At 70.6% G+C, this 17873-nt stretch carries 14 protein-coding genes and 1 pseudogene; 5 read left to right on the top strand and 10 right to left on the bottom strand.

Annotation, left to right across the window (positions count from 1 at the left end; translation table 11 throughout):
- Positions 1-10 precede the first annotated feature (10 nt).
- From HDA39_RS27330 to HDA39_RS27320, 3 genes are read left to right on the top strand one after another with little or no spacing between them, the layout of a single operon-like run.
- Positions 11-658 (top strand): helix-turn-helix domain-containing protein, encoded by a 648-nt coding sequence (locus HDA39_RS27330; protein WP_184799873.1) that lies wholly within the window; start codon positions 11-13, stop codon positions 656-658.
- 15 nt (positions 659-673) lie between these two features.
- Positions 674-1207, top strand: a complete 534-nt coding sequence (locus tag HDA39_RS27325; protein WP_337925911.1) for a GNAT family N-acetyltransferase — start codon at positions 674-676, stop codon at positions 1205-1207.
- Positions 1208-1223: 16 nt separating this feature from the next.
- Positions 1224-1880, top strand: coding sequence for a cupin domain-containing protein (locus tag HDA39_RS27320; RefSeq protein ID WP_184799869.1), 657 nt, complete (start codon positions 1224-1226; stop codon positions 1878-1880).
- Here the strand turns inward: HDA39_RS27320 and HDA39_RS27315 are convergent.
- The 7 genes and pseudogenes from HDA39_RS27315 to HDA39_RS27290 all read right to left on the bottom strand — a co-directional run bounded on the left by HDA39_RS27315 (position 1865) and on the right by HDA39_RS27290 (position 13860).
- The gene (locus tag HDA39_RS27315) at positions 1865-3769 is read right to left on the bottom strand and encodes an HPr family phosphocarrier protein (RefSeq protein WP_337926136.1); all 1905 of its coding nucleotides are present in this window, start codon (positions 3767-3769) and stop codon (positions 1865-1867) included. The two genes, HDA39_RS27320 and HDA39_RS27315, sit on opposite strands and share 16 nt — an antisense overlap.
- A 54-nt stretch (positions 3770-3823) precedes the next feature.
- Positions 3824-4243: pseudogene (dhaM, locus tag HDA39_RS43845) on the bottom strand (dihydroxyacetone kinase phosphoryl donor subunit DhaM); the annotation flags it as partial.
- The gene (dhaL, locus tag HDA39_RS27310) at positions 4240-4860 is read right to left on the bottom strand and encodes a dihydroxyacetone kinase subunit DhaL (RefSeq protein WP_184806586.1); all 621 of its coding nucleotides are present in this window, start codon (positions 4858-4860) and stop codon (positions 4240-4242) included. The gene dhaL and the pseudogene dhaM, both read right to left, overlap by 4 nt.
- A 2-nt stretch (positions 4861-4862) precedes the next feature.
- Positions 4863-5867, bottom strand: coding sequence for a dihydroxyacetone kinase subunit DhaK (gene dhaK / locus HDA39_RS27305; RefSeq protein WP_184799865.1), 1005 nt, complete (start codon positions 5865-5867; stop codon positions 4863-4865).
- Positions 5868-5980: 113 nt separating this feature from the next.
- The gene (locus HDA39_RS27300; RefSeq protein WP_184799863.1) at positions 5981-9991 is read right to left on the bottom strand and encodes a S8 family serine peptidase; all 4011 of its coding nucleotides are present in this window, start codon (positions 9989-9991) and stop codon (positions 5981-5983) included.
- Between the two features lie 250 nt (positions 9992-10241).
- Positions 10242-13061, bottom strand: a complete 2820-nt coding sequence (locus HDA39_RS27295; RefSeq protein ID WP_184799861.1) for an AAA family ATPase — start codon at positions 13059-13061, stop codon at positions 10242-10244.
- A gap of 238 nt (positions 13062-13299) precedes the next feature.
- Positions 13300-13860, bottom strand: a complete 561-nt coding sequence (locus tag HDA39_RS27290; protein WP_184799859.1) for an RNA polymerase sigma factor — start codon at positions 13858-13860, stop codon at positions 13300-13302.
- Positions 13861-13966: 106 nt separating this feature from the next.
- On the opposite strand from HDA39_RS27290, the gene HDA39_RS42555 reads away from it, so the two are divergent.
- On the top strand, positions 13967-15559 hold the full coding sequence (locus HDA39_RS42555) for a serine/threonine protein kinase (protein WP_238356162.1): 1593 nt from the start codon (positions 13967-13969) through the stop codon (positions 15557-15559).
- A gap of 95 nt (positions 15560-15654) precedes the next feature.
- Entirely contained in the window at positions 15655-15777 is a 123-nt protein-coding gene (locus tag HDA39_RS43435) for a hypothetical protein (RefSeq protein WP_273482333.1), read from the top strand.
- Here the strand turns inward: HDA39_RS43435 and HDA39_RS27280 are convergent.
- From HDA39_RS27280 to HDA39_RS27270, 3 genes are all read right to left on the bottom strand, one after another.
- Positions 15769-16467 (bottom strand): hypothetical protein, encoded by a 699-nt coding sequence (locus HDA39_RS27280; RefSeq protein WP_184799857.1) that lies wholly within the window; start codon positions 16465-16467, stop codon positions 15769-15771. The genes HDA39_RS43435 and HDA39_RS27280 overlap by 9 nt on opposite strands.
- 76 nt (positions 16468-16543) lie before the next feature.
- Positions 16544-17239: a hypothetical protein gene (locus HDA39_RS27275; protein ID WP_184799855.1), complete on the bottom strand. Its 696-nt coding sequence runs from the start codon at positions 17237-17239 to the stop codon at positions 16544-16546.
- Complete coding sequence (locus tag HDA39_RS27270; RefSeq protein ID WP_184799853.1) at positions 17236-17847, bottom strand: thiaminase II/PqqC family protein; 612 nt, start codon at positions 17845-17847, stop codon at positions 17236-17238. Before HDA39_RS27270 ends, HDA39_RS27275 begins: the two co-directional genes overlap by 4 nt.
- Between the last annotated feature and the right edge of the window lie 26 nt (positions 17848-17873).

Genomic DNA, 17873 nt, shown 5'->3' with positions numbered 1-17873 from the left:
TGGGGGTGGGATGCAGGACGAAGTCCTGACGGCGCACATCGTGCGGATGCTCGGCGGTGGTCCGCGGAGCTCCGCCGACCTGGCGCGGCGGATGGGTGTCCCCGCAGAGGATCTCGTCGTCGTGCTCGACAGCCTGGTCGACGAGGGACTGCTGCGGGGCCGGGACCCGTACGAGCTGAGCGACGAGGGGCGCGCGCGGGCGCAGTGGAGCACCCAGCTGCTCCTCGGCGGCCCGGTCGACCCGACCGGTCACCTCGACGCGGCCGAGCAGAGCCGGGCCCGGGAGCAGGAGGAAGCCGAGGAGGCAGAACGCCGGCAGGAGAAGGCGCGGAGGCTCGCCAAAGCACGGCGTCGGGCCAGGAGAGCTGCGGTGTGGGCCGTCGCCCGCGAGAAGCAGCGCCGGAGAACGTTGAACAGTCAGTCACAGCAACTGCTCGAGGAGGGCGCACGCACGCCGGTTCCCGCCGGGACGTTCCGGTGGTGGATCGAGGCCGTCGTACAGGGCGTCGCCGGCTCCTGTGTGCTGGTCGGGATGCTGGTCCTCCTGATCGTCAGCGATCACCCCGATAAGGTCATGCACGCTTTCATCGTCCTGCTCATCGGTGGCGCTCTCCTGCCAGAGCCGTTCGGGCTCACTTCGGGTCGCCGTGAGCGATGAAATACCGTGGCCCTCGTGACCCCTATTCTGCGGCCGGCCGTGCTGGCGGATGCTGCCGCGATCGCCGAGTTGATGCGGGCGTCGACGGTCGAGCTGTTCCCGGCGTACTACGACGAGCGGCAGACGGCGAGTGCGGCCGTGCACATCGCCACGCTGGACCTGGCGCTGATCGAGGACGGTACGTACTACGTCCACGACGCCGCCGGTGAGATCGTCGCGTGCGGCGGCTGGAGCCGGCGCAACAAGCTCTACAACGGGACCGGCGCCGGCGCGGACGCGCGGCTGCTCGACCCGGCGACCGAACCCGCCCGGATCCGCGCGATGTTCGTCCGCGGCGACTGGACCCGCCGGGGGCTCGGCCGGGCGATCCTGACCGCCTGCGTCGACGCGGCGAGGGCGGAGGGGTTCACGGAGCTCGCGCTGATGGCGACCCTGCCCGGCGTACCGCTGTACAAGTCCTTCGGCTTCACCGAGCGCGGCGCGGAGGAGCTGACCATGCCTGACGGCGTCGTCCTGGGCGGCGTCGCGATGGAACGATCCGTCGACTGATCGGAGACCCACCACCATGACCGCTGGAACCAAGGCGCAAGCCCCCGACGGCACCGAGGTCGTGCTCGGCGAGATCGGCACCCGGGTGCTGCTGGAGAACCCCCGGGTCCGGGTCTGGGAAGTCGCGCTCGACCCGGGCGAGGCGCAGGGCTGGCACCTGCACCACAACCCGTACGTCGTGCTGTGCCTGTCCACGTCGCCCTGCCACATGGACTGGCTCGACGGCAGCCCGGCGCGGCAGCTGAGCGAGACGGTCGGCGGTTCGGTCTACCGGCCGGTGTCGCCGGTGCACATGCTCACCAACCACGGCGACACGGCGTACCGGAACCGGCTGATCGAGGTGCTGGACCTGGGGGAGGAGACCTCTGGCACGCCGTACGACGTACCAGCTGGTGTTGCCGCCGACAGCAGCTTCGCCGAGGTCGGTGAGGTCCCGGCGAAGGTCGTGGTGGACGAGGACGACGTACGGGTCCAGCACGTCACGCCGGACGCCGGGGAGTCGTACACCTGGCAGACCGGCGCGTACCCGGCGCTGGTGGTCGACCTGGACCTGGACACCGAGCCGCTGAGCGGTCTGGTCTACCTGGAGCCGGGGGAGTCGTACACACTCCCCACCAAGCCCGCTAGGACCTCCGGCTACAACCTGGTTGAGCTGCGCTACTTCAGCCGCTGACGGACGGCCGCTGCGCTGTCCAGGGTCAGTGCGGTCGCGGCGGCCATCGCTGCGTCGACCGCGCTGATCTGACGAAGCTTCGCCTTCACCAGGGCGACCTGTGGGCCGACCGCACTGAGCTCCTGTACGCCGAGCCCGACCAGGAGCGGCGCAGCGAGCGGATCGCTGGCCAGGTCGCCGCAGACGGCGACATGGACGCCTAGCGGGACCTGGCGGACCACACGGTCGATCAGCCGCAGTACGGCGGGATCGAGGCCGTCGGCGAGCGGTGCGACGGCTGTGTTGGTCCGGTCGGCTGCTGTCGTGTACTGGGTCAGGTCGTTGGTGCCGATGCTCACGAAATCGAGCCCGACGGCCAGCGTCTCGATCCGCAGCGCGGCGGCCGGGACCTCGACCATGATGCCGACCTTGAGCCCGTCCGGCCGCGGACCGAGCTGCCGCAGGGCCCAGGCGACCTCCTCGGCCATGGTCACCATCGGGAACATCACCTGCACGGGCGTCGCGGCGGCGACCTCGCGGATCGCGTCCAGCTGTATTTTGAGCAGCTCGTGTCGCCCGGGCTGCGCGGATGCGGCTGTCGGTTGCTCCGGCGTGGCGTGCCGGAAGGTCCTGATCCCTCGCTCGCCGAGGAACGGGTTCGCCTCGGCTGCTTGCGGCAGGAACCGCAGCGGTTTGTCGCCGCCGACGTCCCAGGTCCGGATCGTGATCGACTTGCCGTTCAGCGCGGCCGCGATCTCCCGGTACGCCGCCACCTGCTCGGCCGCGGTCGGCGCGGTCCGCCGGTCGCCGAACAGCACTTCGGTCCGCACGAGCCCCGACCCGTCGGCCCCGCGTGCGTCGCGGGCGTCCTGCACGGACCCGACATTCACCATCACCGGGATCGTGCGCCCGTCGACGGTGGTCGCCGGCTCGTCCACCGCGCGGAGTGCGGCGTCACGCTCGTCCTGGCGCTCCTGGATCGTGGTGGCGAACGCCTGCCGATCGGGCTCGACCAAGAACGACCCGGTCCGCGCATCGAAGCCCACCGTCACACCGTCGGCGACGGTGATGTCTCCGATCCCTGTGATCAAAGGGATCCCCCGCGATCGGGCCACGATCACGCCGTGCCCGGTCGTGCCTGCGGCCCGTACGGCGATGCCTGCCACCGATGCGTCGACTTGGGCCGCCGTCGCCGCGTCCAGCTCGGGGACCACAAGCACACTCCCGGGCGCGGGCTCCGCACCTTCCGGCGCACCGGTCAGCGCACGCAGCACCCGGTCACGCACACTGCGGACGTCCTGCGCCCGCTCGCGTTGATAGGCATCGTCGAGTCCGTCGAAGCTCGCGGCCAGCTCGTCCAGCGCCTTCTTCCAGAACGTTGCCACATTGGTGCTGCCAGCAACTGCTTCCAGGACGGCGGGATCTCGGAGCAGGACTGCTTGCGCGTCGAAGATGCCGGCTTGGTCGGCCGGTGCTTTGTCCTTCAGGCCGCTCAGCTGCTGTTCCGCCTGACGAAGGGCCTGTTCGAGCCGGTCGTGTTCGTTGTCGCCGGCGACGTAGCTGCTGAGGTCGACCTCGGCGTCCACCACCATTGCGGGTCCGACTGCGACGTCCAAGCCCGAACCGCTTGCTGCTTGGACCACTTCAGTGCTGGGTGGTACGTCGTCGAAGTCGCGGTCGGCGAGCGCCTGGATCGCCTCCAGGGCTTCTGTGGCCTGCGGACCGCCGGCGGCGAACTCCAGGCGGTGGTTCTGCTGCGCGTTCAGCGTCGCGACCCGGCTGAGGCTGCCGGCATCGACTGGACCCCGATCGGCGTCCAGGTCGCGGACCGTTACCTGTGCGTCGAACTGGCCGACCACTCCGACCAGCTTCGCCGCCGGTCTCGCGTGCAAGCCGTGTTCGATGCGCAGGACAACGTCCAGCGTCAGTTGACCGGCGGAGACTGCCGCAGGTTCTTCAGGTGCGGCCTCGCCCAGGTGGTCCTGCTTGCCGGCCAGGCCTCGACCGGCCTCAGCGGCGACAGCGTCCAACGATGCCCCGGTTGATGCCGTGACGACCGCGGCGACCAAGCCCTCGACCAGCGGTGCGCTCGACAGCTTCACCCGCGCGGCCGTTTCCGGGTCCACGAACTCCAGGGCCATCTCAGCGCTGAGGACAGCACTCCCGAGGTCAAGCAGCACCAGCACACCGTCCGGCCCGTCCGCCGCACCGATCGCCTCCGCGACAGCCGCCGCGTCCGTGCCGAAGGTGGTCTCGTCCAACCCGGCCGCCACCGCGATCACCGGACGGTTGTCAGCAGCAACCATTTCCGAAGCCAAGCCGACGGCCGCATCGGCCAAGGCGCGGCTGTGCGACACCACCACTATTCCGATCACAGCGCTCAGCCCAACGTGCGTGCGGCCGACTCCAGCAGCAGTGTGGTGCTAGTGGCGCCAGGGTCCTGGTGGCCGGAGCTGCGTTCGCCCAGGTAGCTTGCGCGGCCCTTTCGGGCGATCAGCGGCACCGTCTCGTCACGCCCCTTGGCCGCGGCCTCCGCGGCGGCGACCAGGGCGCCGCGCAGGTCCGAGCCTCCGGCAACCGCTTCGTCGTACGCCGACAGCGCCGGCGCCCACGCGTCGTACATGGTCTTGTCGCCGACCTCGGCCTTGCCGCGGGCGAGGATTCCGCCGACGCCGGCGCGCAATGCCTCGCCGACCGTCGCGGCCGACACCTCGACGCCGGCGAGCGCCGTACCGAAGCGCAGGAAGAACGTCCCGTACAGCGGTCCACTGGCGCCGCCGACCTTGCTGACCAGCGTCATCCCGGCCTTCTTCAGCAGCTCGTCGACCGACTCGAACGTCGTCTCGTCGAGCACCGCGACGACGGCTTGGAAGCCGCGGTCCATGTTGCTGCCGTGGTCCGCGTCGCCGATCGCCGAGTCGAGCTCGGTCAGGTACGCCGCGTTGTCGTGCAGCGTCCCGGCAAGGTCGCGCAGCCAGTTCGCGAAGTCGTCGACACCCATGCTCACGCGCCCCAGCGTAGGCCGGGGGTGTTCACGGGCGCGTCCCAGAGCCGTACCAGCTCGTCGTCCACCTTGAGCAGCGTGACCGAGCAGCCGGCCATCTCCAGCGAGGTGATGTAGTTGCCGACCAGTGAACGGGCGACGGTGATCCCGGCCGCGTCGAGCAGCTGACGCACCTCGTTGTACATCACGTACAGCTCGATCAGCGGCGTCCCGCCCATACCGTTGACGAAGGCAATCACCGAGTCGCCCTGCTGGTACGGGAGATCCTGCAGCACCGGGTCGACGAGCAGCGCGGCGACGTCCTTGGCGGGGGCCAGTGGCAACCGTTGCCGGCCGGGCTCGCCGTGGATGCCGATGCCGACCTCCATCTCGTTCTCGGCCAGCTCGAACGTCGGCTTGCCGGCGGCCGGCACCGTGCACGAGGTGAGCGCCATGCCCATGCTGCGGCCTTGCGCGTTGACCTTCGTGGCCAGGTCGGCGACCTCCCGCAGCGGGCGGCCCTCCTCGGCGGCCGCACCGACGATCTTCTCCAGCAGCACGGTCACGCCGACACCGCGGCGGCCGGCGGTGTAGAGGCTGTCCTGGACCGCGACGTCGTCGTCGGTGACCACCGACAGCACCTCGGTGCCCGCCTCGGCGGCGGCCAGTTCGGCGGCCATCTCGAAGTTCATCACGTCGCCGGTGTAGTTCTTCACGATGTGCAGGACGCCGGCGCCGCCGTCGACCTCCTTGGTCGCGGCCATCATCTGTTCCGGCACCGGGGAGGTGAACACCTCACCCGCGCACGCGGCGTCCAGCATGCCCGGCCCGACGAACCCGCCGTGCATCGGCTCGTGTCCCGACCCGCCGCCGGAGATCAGCCCGACCTTCCCGCTGCGGGGTGCGTCCTTGCGGTAGACGATCCGGTTCTCGTGGTCGACCCGGACGTGGTCGGGATGCGCGAGAGCGATTCCGCGCAACGCTTCACTCACAACATCGGCAGGGTCGTTGATGAGCTTCTTCATGGACCCATCTGAGCACACGTTGCGGCCCAGCGGCAGACCCAATCGGACGACCCGAGGTCGCGGTGGGTAGCAGCAGGCCGCCGGATCGGGGGCTCCGGCGACCTGCTGCCGTTTCAGTCCGCCAGCCCGAAGGCTCGCGGCAGTTCGTGGTGGACCCGGCTGCCCGCCTGGTCGACGGCGTCGAGCTGCAGCGACACGGCGGTCGCTCCGGCCGGAGCCTTCGGGATCGCCACCTTGCGGGTGCTTCCCTTACCGGTCACCGTGCCGGGCTTCCAGGTCCGGCCGTCGTTGAAGCTGTACCAAACCGTCAGCGAGGTCAGCGGCTTCTCCGCGGCCGTACTGGTCTCGTGGTACGCCGTCAGCTCGACCACCGAGCCCGCTCGCGGTGCCTGGTTCCGGCCGTTCAGGTCGGCCTTGGCCCGCACCTGAAGCAGCGGCTGCACTCCGCAGGCACCGGTGAGCCCGAGGTTCGGGCACGCCGTACCGGCTGTAGTGCTCGCAGTCGACCGCTTGCTGGTGAAGGTCCACTCGGTCCTGATCGCCCGGCCGTACTGCATGAAGGCCGGCAGTCCGGAGCCGTCGCGCTCGTAGGTCACCTTCAGCGTCGTCGGGCTCGCCGGTACGTCATACACGCCGTACCGCCTGCTGGTGGTCTGCCGCTTCGGCAGCTCCTTGCTCCCGGCGTACACCCGCACCGAGTTGGTCGGGTCCAGCCACTCCGGAATCGGGATGGTCCCGTCCTGGTAGGTCCCCGGCAGAATGCCGACGTCAGGGTCGGTCAGTGCGGTCGGGTCCGACAGGGTCAGCGTCGGCCGCACCAGCAGGGTGTCCCCTTGCCGGCAGGTCGAGCAGAACCGGGTGACGAGCGGGTGGTCGACAGCAGCACCAGGCATCTGCGGTACGGCGAACGAAGCCTCCTGTGCGTTCTTGCCTGCCTTCAGCACCGAGTTGCGGTAGCCCTGCGTCCAGTAGCTGCTGGCCTCGCCGGGAGCAGGCGGCCAGGTGCTGTCGGTCCTGCTCCATCGGTTCCAGGTCTGCCCGGGCTGTAGCGGTCCGACGAGCAGCGTCAGCTTGGCCGGGGCCAGCTGCAGCACCGACGGCGCCAAGGTGAGCAGACCGGCTCCGGAGGTGTCCGGCAGCTCTCCGGCCGCTCCCCACTTCCCCAGCGTGTAGCGCCACTGGTAATCGTGCTCGGAGCCGCTGGTGCGGTACTCCTGCGGAACCTGCGCCAGCTGCGAGTCCTTGACCGAGTACTGCAGCGATCCGATGCTGTCCCGCTCGTAGAACTTCAGGCTGTACTGGTACGGCGTCTGGGTGACGCTGGTCAGGTTGACCCCGACCGGCCCAGCCGCCAGCCGCCGGCTCAGGTCGTCGCCCTCCTCGTACGGCAGACCGCCGACCGGGATCGTCCGCTCCTGCCCAGGACCACTCGCGTAAGGCGTGCGGTAGGCCAGGTCAGGCGTCCACACCAGTACGCCGGTAGCTCCGGCCTTCGCGAGCTCAGCGACCTGCGCCGGCGCCACCGAGCTCCCGTACCGGCCCGTGTAGACGTTGTACGGCGGCATCGCGAGCGCGATCGCTCCCCGCAGCCTGGACGCCTCCGCCGGTTCGAGTGTCGGACCGACGTCGACCACCGGAGCGTTCTTGACCGTGGCCGGGAACTTCGGCTCGGCCGCCGAGTACGTCGTGTACCGCGGGTGCAGCGCCAGCGGGGCGGCTCCGGTCGTCTTGCCCTGGAGCGGTACGGCGCCCAGCTCCAGCTGGGTGGTCAGCAGCATCGACCCGACCGTCACCTTCGGTGCGGGGATCGACCAGAGCGCACTCTCGTTGTAGCCGGTGATCCAGCCGTTCAGGTAGTAGTGCTCGCCGGCCTGCCGCTGATAGAGCTGCGTACCGGAGTACAGGTGCTGCGGCCGCTCGGTGGCGACCGTGACCGGCCGTGCCTTGGCAGCGCTCAGGTTGACCATCTGGAAGCCACCGGCGTTCTTGGCGACGACCAGCTCCGGCACCGTCAGCACTGCGACGTTGGACGTCCCGTTGGCGACGAACTGCACGTTGGTGGACACGGAGTACCGGCCCGGCCGGACCAGCAGCGGCTGACTCGCGTCAGTGGTGCCGACCGACAGCTCCGGGTCGTCCAGGTTCATCGCGAAGACGCTGGTGTAGGCGCAGCCTTCGGAGCTCGCGCCGCTGGCGCACTTCTCACCGTTGCGGCCGGTCACCATCGCCAGCAGCTTCATCGTCTCGGGTGCACGCACGTACCCGATCGCCGTCCGCACCTGGCCGGTGGAGCCGGTGGCTACGAGCATGCCGGAGTACTGGCCCAGGCCGAGCTTGCCGGCGTCCAGAGTGACCGGTACGTCGGCCTTGCCGCCCGCGGGGACCGTCACCTTGGCCGGCACGCTCAGCACTCCGGCTGGGACCGCCGTACCGTTGCTCAGCTTGAGGTCCGCGGTCAGGGTCAGCTCGACCGGAGTACTACCGGTGTTGCTGTAGCTCAGGGTCCGCTGCACTGGCGTGGTCGACGTCTCGAGCGAGCGACCGAGGTCGAGTGAGCCGCGGCTGGTCACCGTCTGCTCCAGCGCGCCGAATACGTCCAGCCGTCCGGAGCCGCGGACGAAGCTGTCGCCCTCGACCTCGTCGGCCGCAGCGGTCAGCGCGTCCTTCAGCTGTACGCCGGTCCAGTCCGGGTGGCGCTGAGCGAGGACCGCGGCCGCCCCGGCCACGTGCGGCGTGGCCATCGACGTACCGGAAGCGCTCGTGTAGAGGTCGTCGACCGGTGTCCCCATCGTCGTACCGGTGGCGCGAGCGGCGGCGATGTCCACACCCGGTGCGGCCAGGTCAGGCTTCAGCACCCGTTGGTAGGCCTGGGGGAGCGGGCCGCGCGAGGAGAACTCGGCCGTCTGGTCGCTGTCGTCCACGGCTCCGACCGTCAGCGCCGAGGCGGCGACGCCCGGCGTACCGACGGTGACGCCGGTCGGGCCTTCGTTGCCGGCCGCGATCACGAAGACCGTGCCGCCGGTGCTCAACCGATCCACGGTCTGCGCGAGCAGGTCCTGCGACTCCAGCTCGGGAGCGGGCGCGCTCAGGCTCATGCTGACCACCCGTGCGCCCTGCTCGGCGGCCCACTCCATTCCGTCCAGCACGGACGACAGGGGACCGCTCCCGTTGTTCGCGAGCACCTTGCCGACGAGCAGTTGGGCGCCTGGCGCGACCCCCTTGTACTTGCCGCCCGCACCGGCTCCGGTCCCGGCGACAGTGGACGCGACGTGAGTGCCGTGGCCGTGGCCGTCGGCCACGGCCTCACCGGCGATGAAGCTCTTCTCGCCGACCACCTTGCCGGCCAGGTCCGGGTGCGAGGCGTCGATCCCGGTGTCGAGTACGGCGACCTTGACGCCGGTGCCGTCGTAGCCTGCTGCCCACGCCTCGGGCGCATGGACCTGCGGCACGCTCTTGTCCAGTACGGCGTGCACAGGGCGGTCCAGCAGCAGCTTGGCGACGTTGCGGGCCAGTGTCTTCGCCGGAGCCGACCCAGCGCCGCTCTGCACGCTCTGCCAGAAGCCGGCGGCCTGACCGGTCGGCACCGACAGCGAAGCACCGTTGACGGTCTCCAGCGTCCTGACGACCTCGGCACCGGCCAGACTGTCGCCCTGGCGCTTCAGGTTGCCCTTGGCCACCGATCCGTCGTACGTCGAGATGACGGGGATCGCGGTGGTCGTGCCGTACCCCTCCCGGCGGAGCTGGGTGAGGTCGAAGAGCGCGTCGTCGACCCGGCCGGAGGCGACCAGCGCGGCGGCGTCGTCGGGGACCACCAGGACCCGCCGGTTCGCGGGGTCCTTGGTGGGCGGGCTGGTCACCGCGAAGTTCGGCTCGCGACCGTCGCGGCGCGGAGCGGGCGTGACCGTGACCGCGCCGCCGTGGGTGGAGACGACGTCGCCGGTGATCAGCGTGACGTCAGCACCGTCCGGTACGGCGGCAGCGGGCGGCTGGGTGGGCGCAGCGGTCTGCTGCGGAACACTCGCCGCGGCTGGGCTGATCAGACCGGCCAGCAGGCCGAGACCGGCGCCGGCGCTCAGCCAGCCGGTCACGGTACGCCGCCGGCGTGATGGATCGACAGGACTCATCAGGACTCTCCTCAGGCGGTGGAGCTCAGATCTGGACCCAGCCGTCACGGCTGGTGGGGCTGGACGACGACTGCGGCTCTGCCGTCTCCTCTGCGGCGGGCGGAGCCTCGGTGGGGCCGGCCTGCTCCGCCTCCAGGGGCACGGCGGAGTGAGGGGCAGTCTCGGCGGGCGGTACCGGGTCGGGGTGGTCCATCGCATCAGAGTGCGCTGGGCCACGAGCCGTAGCCAGTGGGCGAATGCCCCATCCTTGCTACGAGTCGTTGCCCGCCAGGTGGTGCGCCAACGCGGTCCGGGAGCGCAGACCGAGCTTGGCCAGCGCGCTGCGCAGGTGCTTGTCGACCGTCTTGTGGGACAGGAAGAGTTCCTCTCCGATCTGCTTGTTCGTCCGGCCGGTGGCAGCCAGTTCCGCGACCTGCTGCTCCCGTGGCGACAGATCGGCGCCGTACCCGCGCCGCCCACCGCGATGCCGCCCAGGCACCGGTACGCCGTACTGGCGGGCCAGCGTGGTGGCCCGGTCGTCGTCACGCCGGGCGCCCAGTACGCGGTAGCGCGCCAACGCCTCCACTAGGTTCTCCGCCCCGCCGGCCTCACCGGACTCCAGTCGCAGACGCGCGGCGGCTTCGCGGGCGAGTGCTTCGTCGTACGGCGCTGACACCCGGGCGTACTCCGTCGCCGCCTGGAGCAGCAGGTCGACCGAGCCCGCCAGGTCCCCCTCTGCTCGCCGCAGAGCCGCCGTAGCCAGTGGCAGATCCAGCTGCGCGAACTCAGCCTCGCAACGGCGTACCAGCTCGTCCGGAGCAGCCGAAGCCTGTGCCAGCGCCGGTAGCGCGTCCGGCAGGAGTGACCACAGCTCATGCGATCCGTACAACTGGGTCAGGTGGTCGGCGAGGCTGGCCGCCGTCGCCATGTCACCACGGTCGAGCGCGTACCGCACCAGGACAGCAGTCGGCCGGCCGAGCAGGTCCACGACGTGCCGCTGCTCGGCATCACGCAGTACGGCGGCCAGCCGGTCGTGCGACTCCTGGGTCCCACTGGTCACCGCCACCAGACTGGCCGCGACGGCGTCGACGTCGATCCCGAAGTTCGGTGACTCGCGCAGCTCCGCGCTCAGGCCGGCCAGCCGGTCGGCGAGCCCGTCCCAGTGGCCACGGTAGTAGTCGAGGACAGCCCACGCAGCACGGGCCCGCAGCCGCAGCTGGTGACTACCGGCGGCGTCGGCCCGCTCGTCCGCTTCCGTGAGCAGCTTGGCCGCGTCGGGGTAGTGGCCGACGTACACCGCCTCCAGGCCGACGGACGTGTAGGCGTTCGCCACCATCCGGTGCGACGACGCCGGCGTGGTCCGGCGAACCATCTGCTCGGTCACCTGGCGCCACAGCGGATCGCCGACCGCCAGCATCACCATCGCGATCTTGCCCAGCAGGAACACGGGAAAGTCCGGATCGGTCACCCGCTCGAGCGTCACCAGAGCCCGCTCGAGCCAGTGGCGCCGCTCGACCGGATCGGTGCCCGGCGCCGGCAGCCCGAGGCCGACCATCGCCCAGGCCTGCAGATCCGGGCGCTCGTCCAGCTCGCCGACGGCGGTGCGGTACAGCTCGGCCTCGCGGGCGGGATCGATGTCGTCGGACACGTGGGCCAGCAGGCCGAGGCGGAGCCGGAGCTCGCCCCGCACGACCGGCGGCAGTTCGTCGTCCAGTACGTCGGTCAGCAGGCTCGCGACCGTCGGGGCGACGTGCAGCATCTCGATCGCCGCCTGCCCGAGCTTCACCGCCAGCCGGCCGCGCAGTACGGCGTCGCCCTTGGTCTCCCGGAGAACCTGCTCGTAGAGCCGGGCCGCTTCCATATCGTTGCGCAGGGCAACGGCTTGGTCGGCGGCCTGCTCGGCGGCGACCAGCCACTGCGCGGTCCGGCCGGCCTGGTGGAGATGGTGGGCCAGCTGTCCCAGCGGCACCGGATCGAGCGTCGCCAACGCGGTCGCGGCGCGATCGTGCAGCGCTCGCCGTTCCGGTCCGGAAAGCCCTCCGAGCACGGCCTGTCCGGCCAGCTGATGGCGGAAGCCGATCGGGCCTTCGGCGTACTCGCTGAGCAGGCCGGACCTCAGTGCCTCGGTCAGCCCTGCGACGGCATCGGCCGGGTCGAGGCTCGCGGTCGCGATCAGCACCTGGTCGGGCATCGGGACCTGGAGCACGGATGCCGCCTCGGCGATCCGCCGCGCCTCGGGCGAGAGCCGGCCGAGCCGCTCGAGCACGGCGTCCCGGATTCTCGCCGGGACGTCCAGCTCGTCGAGGGTCCGGCGCTCCCAGCCTCCGTCACGTCGTACTAGGGAGCCTCGGGCCTGCAGCAGGGCCAGCAGCTCCTCGATCGCGAACGGCAGCCCCGACGTCCGCTCGCACAGGTACCGGCCGAACTCGTCGGACACCGTGGTCGCCCCGAGGATCGTACCGGCCAAGGTCGCGGTCGTCGCGGCGTCCAGCGGTGTCAGCGCGAGGACAGGCCCGTCGGACCATCGCGCGGCCAGGGCCAGTACGTCGGGTGCCGCGTCCTCGCGCCGGTACGTCAGGACGACGGACAGCTCCGCGGGCAGCACGGACGCGAGGTGGTCCACGAAGTCGAGCGTCTGCCGGTCGGCCCAGTGCAGGTCCTCCAGCACGAGTACGGCCGGTCCGAGCGCGGTCAGGATCTCGACCAGCCCGCGGAACAGCCGGTGCGTCTCGGCGCTGCGGTCGTCGAGGGCCTCCGGCAGGGTCGGCAGGACCGCCGCGAGCTCGGGCAGGAAGGGCCTCACGGATCCCGCGACCGGCGACAGGTGAGCATTCTGGAGGGTCGGGGCGACGGCTCGGAGCGCGTCGAGGACAGGGCCGAGGGGGAAGGGCTCACGGATCCAGCGGCAGGACCCGCTGACGAAGAGGCGGTCCGGAGCGCGGCGAGCGAGCTCGGCGACCAGCCGGGTCTTGCCGACACCGGCCTCGCCTTCGACGAGGGCGATCGCGTGGGAGCTGGTCGCTGCCGCCAGTAACCGCTTCAGTTCGGCATCCCGCCCGACCAGTTCCGGCGAGACCAGGCGCGCTGTCACCCACTCATCTGAACACGGGCCAGGGTCGCGGCGCTCATCTGAAACACCTGCCGGGGTCGTTGCGCCGTTGAACGTTAAAAGCCGGGTGCGCGCAGGTGGGACCGGGTCGTGAGCCTCGGAGGTGAGGGACCTGGTCGCGACTGGTCAGCTGAGATCGCGCTGGTACTTGCTGTGGTGACTGTGGTGATGGTCACCGTGTTGCTGGTGCCGGGAGGTGCGCTTTCGGGCAGGTTTGGGGTCAGTCTTTGGGGCGGAGCAGGGGGCGGACGACCTCGCGGGCGTCGTGGATGCGGGACTTGACGGTGCCCAGAGGGGCGCCGACCTCGGCCGCGATCTCCTCGTACGACAGGCCGTAGACGTCGCGCAGGACCAGCGGTGTGACCATCTGCGGGCGGGACTTCTCCAGCGTTTCCAGGGCCTCGAGCAGGTCCAGGCGGGTGCCGGCGATCACGCTCGTGGTGCGCGGGTCCGGGCGATCCATCGTCTCCGGGTTGTGCGCGGCCTGCGCGGTGCGCTTCAGCTTGCGGTACGTCGAGCGGGCCGAGTTCGCCGCGACCGAGTGCACCCACGTGGAGAAACTGCTGCGGCCCGAGTACGTGTTGATCTTGGTGGCGATGTTGAGCAGCGCCTCCTGCGCGGCGTCCTCGGCGTCCGCGGAGTACGGCAGCACGCTGCGGCAGATCCGCAGGACCCGCGGATGGACCAGCCGGAGCAGGTCGTCCAGCGCGTTCTTGTCACCGGCCTGCGCCCGCTCGGCCAGGACCCCGAGATCGTCGGTCGGACTGCTGGTATCGCTCATCAGCGCCTTGTCTGTTCGATGCCGCCAGGTGGGGTCCCGGAGGTTGTCAACAGGGTTGTCAACACGGCCGGGACCAGGGAACTCCCAGTGATCCATAATGCCTTGTATGGGGGTCCCATCCAGACTAGGCCGGTACGTCGTGCGCCGACGCCTGGGCTCAGGCGGTTTCGCGACGGTGTGGCTGGCTCACGACGAGCAGCTGGACGCCGAGGTCGCGGTCAAGGTGCTGGCCGAGAACTGGGCCCACGACGACGCCGTCCGGCGGAGGTTCCTCGAGGAGGGGCGTTTCCTGCGCCGAGTCGAGTCCGAGCACGTGGTTCAGGTGCACGACGTCGGTGAGCTGGAGGACGGGCGCCCGTTCCTGGTGCTGACGTACGCCGATCGCGGGACGCTCGCGGACCGGTTGAAGAAGGAGCCGCTCGCGCCGGCGAACGCCGTGGGCGTCGTCGTCCAGGTCGGACGGGGTCTCCAGGCGCTGCATCGGCGCGGACTGCTGCACCGTGACGTGAAGCCGGCGAACGTGCTGTTCCGCAGTGCGGACGAGGGCGAGCGGGCGGTGCTCTCGGACCTCGGGCTGGGCAAGTCGCTGGACGAGGTCTCCCGGATCACGATGCCGGGCGGTACGCCGTCGTACGTCGCGCCGGAGCAGGCGATGGGCGAGCGGCTGGACGAGCGCGCCGATCAGTACTCGCTGGGTGCGGTCGCGTACGCCGCGTTGACGGGCCGGTCGCCGCACCAGGTCGACGGGCTGGGCGCGGCCGGGCGGGTGCACGCACCGGCGCCGCCGAGCAGCCTCGGGTTCGACGTACCGGACAAGATCGACGTCGCGATCGTGCGGGCGCTGGACCCCGACCGCGCGAACCGCTGGCCGGACGTCGCGAGCTTCACGCGGGAGCTGGTCGGTGCGCTGGACGAGACGACCCACGGGTTCCTGCCGTCGTCGGTCGCCGGGCTGACGACGGAGTCGATCGCGGTGAGCGGCGCGGACGCGCCGACCGAGCGACCGTCGTCGGAGGCGCCGACGCAGCTCCGGGCGGCTGAGGCGCTCACGACGCCGGTTCGCGTTGGTGACGACCCCGAGCCGACGGCGCCGAGCGACGAGAACGCGCCGACTTTGCTGAAGCCCGAGCAGGCCGCGGCCGAAAGGTCACCTGAGACCCCGCCGGTACTTGAAGAAAAGGCGGAGCGGGAAAGCGCAGGGCCGGCGACGGGCCTGCCCGGGCCGACCGCCGGTGCGGCGAGCGCCCCGACGACGGGCACGGCGAGCGCCCCGACGACGGGCACGGCGAGCGCCCCGACGACGGGCACGGCGAGCGCCCCGACGACGGGCACGGCGAGCGCCCCGACGACGGGCACGGCGAGTGCGTCGGCTGCCGGTGCCGGTGCGATCTCGGCGTTGGCTTCGGTTGACGTGGGCTCCGGTTCGGAACAGCAAGTAGTTGCTTCCGACAAGACCGGCCTGTCGCGCAAGGATCGGAAGGCTGCCAAGGCCGCTGAGAAAGCCCAAGCCGGGGAAGTCGCGAAGGCTGCCAAAGCGGCGGCCAAGGCGGCCAGGCCTCCTCGGAGGAAGGGGCGGTGGATCGCGGCTGCTGTCGTGACGTTCCTGGTGTCCGGTGCCGCCGGGTTCAGCTACCAGCGGTACGTCGAGCCGCGCACGATGGGCGTCCTGGACGGGTACAGCGCGGTCCAACGCAACTGATCGGTAAACTTTGGTGTCAGGGGGATTTCACTCTGCGCACCCGGACGCCTACTCTGCTGCGGCCCCCGTTTTCACCGCGCCGCTGAGGAGTCCCCGTGCGGGATGTGATCGACCGGCTGATGCCGTCGCCAGCCCTGGTCCAGTCGAGCCGTCGCCGGTTCTACCGGTTCCGCTCGATCGTCTTCCGCACGATCTGGCCGGCGGACGCCTCACAGTGACGAGTCGGAGCGCGTGACGCTGTCCGCCGCACGCTCCAGCACCGCCGGGATCGCTTCCTTGTCCTGGTTCAGCCCGGACACGGCGATCTCGACGGCACAGTTGCCGGAGCCGTCGAGCGCGACCCACCGCACCACGACGTACCGCAGGACCTTCTCCGGGTCCGGGACGTAGGTGTAGATCAGCGTCGCCGACCGCTTGTCCTCGGCGACCCGCTCGCTCACGATCCGCAGGTCCTGACGGTACGGCGTGCCGTCGAGCTGCCCGATCCGTTCGGCCATCGACGCCGCCGGTGGCCGCTCGATGGTGAATCCGGCCTGGACCCGGACGAACCGCCGTCCGGTCGGATCGGTGAACCGGGCCTGGTCCTGCGGGTCGGCGGACAGCGTCAGGTGCCAGTCCTTCGGCACCTCGACGGTCACCTGCGACCGGACCGTCTTCTTCGCGACGAACTCCCGCTCCTTGTACCGCAGCTCGCTCTTCTTCAAGGCCGGCGTCGGATCCTTGACCGCGACGTTGAGCGGCTCCGTCGGGGTGACCTCGGCGCTCGGACCCAACGGCGCCGCAGACTCCGTCGACTGGGCCCGCGGCTCGGTCAGCTGCCCGATCCCGTACCCGCCGGCCCCGCCGGCCAGCGTGATCACGAGCAGCCCGGCACCTAGCAGCACACCACCCACGAATCGCCCGGCCACGGGCATTCCTCCTCTCCCGGTTCCGCCCCCGATGGCACTTGGACACCGTAAACCGGAGAAAGGTTCGCCCCGCGGTTCAGTAGTCCCGAACTGTGACCGACTTGGTGGCTTCGGCCAGGAGGGCCTTCAGGGCGGTGGCGTCCTGGGGCAGGCCGGTGATGCTCATCTCGACCGTGGCCAGGTCGTCGCCGCGGGTCGAGACCCAGGCGACGATGACGTAGCGCAGCGTCTTCTTCGGGATGTAGGTGTAGATCAGCGTCGCGGCCGTTCGGGAGGTTCCCTCGATCTCGATCTGCTCGTCCTGGGACAGGATCTTCAGGTCGTTCTCGTACGGCTGGCTCGACTCCAGGCCCGCGATGAGTCGCTGCATCGAGTCGGAGGTGGTCAGCGACTCGGGCAGGGCCGACTCGACGCGGATCCCGCGCTCCTTCAGCGGGTCGAGGAACTTCACCTCTTGGGGTGCCTTGGGGTCGCGGGTCAGTTGCCAGCCGCGGGGCGCTCTGATCGACAGCGGAACCTGCGCGCCGGACTTGTCGCGGATGGTGAAGTTCTCGGTGTGGTACCGCAGCTTGGCGGCCGACAGTGGCGTCTTCGGGTACGGCTCCGCGGTCTTCTTGGGCAGCGGAACGTCCGGCGGCGAGTCCCCGCCGGTCGGGTACTCGTTGTTGGCGCTGGCCGACGTCGGCTGGGTGAGGTCGCCGACGAGGTAGCCCCCGGCCGCGCCGATCAGGCCGAGCGCGATGACGCCGCTCGCGAGGACCGCTGTCTTCACCCGTGCACCAGGTCCCAGAACGCGAGCTCGAAGCGGACCACGCGGTCGAAGCCGAGCTCCATCGCCTCGGTGAGCACCTCGCGGTCGACCAGCGCGGCGAGCTGCTCGACGTACGCGGCGAACTCCGGCGACGACCAGTTCGCGATGAAGCCCGCGTACCGCGTGTCCGGGCCGGTGGTGTCGCGGACCGAGGCCCACGCGTCGTAGTAGGCCTTCTCCACGGCGTACAGGACGGTGATCGCGACCGGCCAGCCCTCGCGGACCGTGCTCAGCAGGTACGACGAGTAGCCGACGTTCAGCAGCGACGGTTCGACGGCGAGGTCGAGGCCACGGCCGGCGGCGGCCTTCTCGAACAGGGCCAGCTCCGGGACGAGCGCGGCGACGCCCCCGGCGAGGACCTCACGGGCCTCGTCGTCGGGGGCGATCGCGCTCAGCTCGGCCAGGTAGACCTGGAAGGACCGGACGAAGTAGTAGTCCTCGGTCAGCCACCGGTCGAAGGTCTCGCGCGGCAGCGTGCCGTCGGACGTCCGGGCCACGAACGGGTGCGTGAGCATCCGCCGCCAGGCGGAGCTCTGCCCGTTCACCAGTTCCTTCGCAGTCTCACCCACTCAGCCATTCTGTCACTCACGGCGTA

It is taken from the genome of Kribbella italica, from assembly GCF_014205135.1.
Classification (GTDB): Bacteria; Actinomycetota; Actinomycetes; order Propionibacteriales; family Kribbellaceae; genus Kribbella; species Kribbella italica.
The sequence above is the reverse complement of the archived record's forward strand: the minus strand, read 5'-3'. Positions and strand labels throughout refer to the sequence as shown.

Coding starts and splice junctions, on each gene's coding strand:
- HDA39_RS27300 (WP_184799863.1), bottom strand. CDS start 9,991: ATGAGTCCTGTCGATCCATCACGCCGGCGGCGTACCGTGACCGGCTGG.
- HDA39_RS27330 (WP_184799873.1), top strand. CDS start 11: ATGCAGGACGAAGTCCTGACGGCGCACATCGTGCGGATGCTCGGCGGT.
- HDA39_RS27320 (WP_184799869.1), top strand. CDS start 1,224: ATGACCGCTGGAACCAAGGCGCAAGCCCCCGACGGCACCGAGGTCGTG.
- dhaL (WP_184806586.1), bottom strand. CDS start 4,860: ATGGGTGTCGACGACTTCGCGAACTGGCTGCGCGACCTTGCCGGGACG.
- dhaK (WP_184799865.1), bottom strand. CDS start 5,867: ATGAAGAAGCTCATCAACGACCCTGCCGATGTTGTGAGTGAAGCGTTG.
- HDA39_RS42555 (WP_238356162.1), top strand. CDS start 13,967: ATGGGGGTCCCATCCAGACTAGGCCGGTACGTCGTGCGCCGACGCCTG.
- HDA39_RS27290 (WP_184799859.1), bottom strand. CDS start 13,860: ATGAGCGATACCAGCAGTCCGACCGACGATCTCGGGGTCCTGGCCGAG.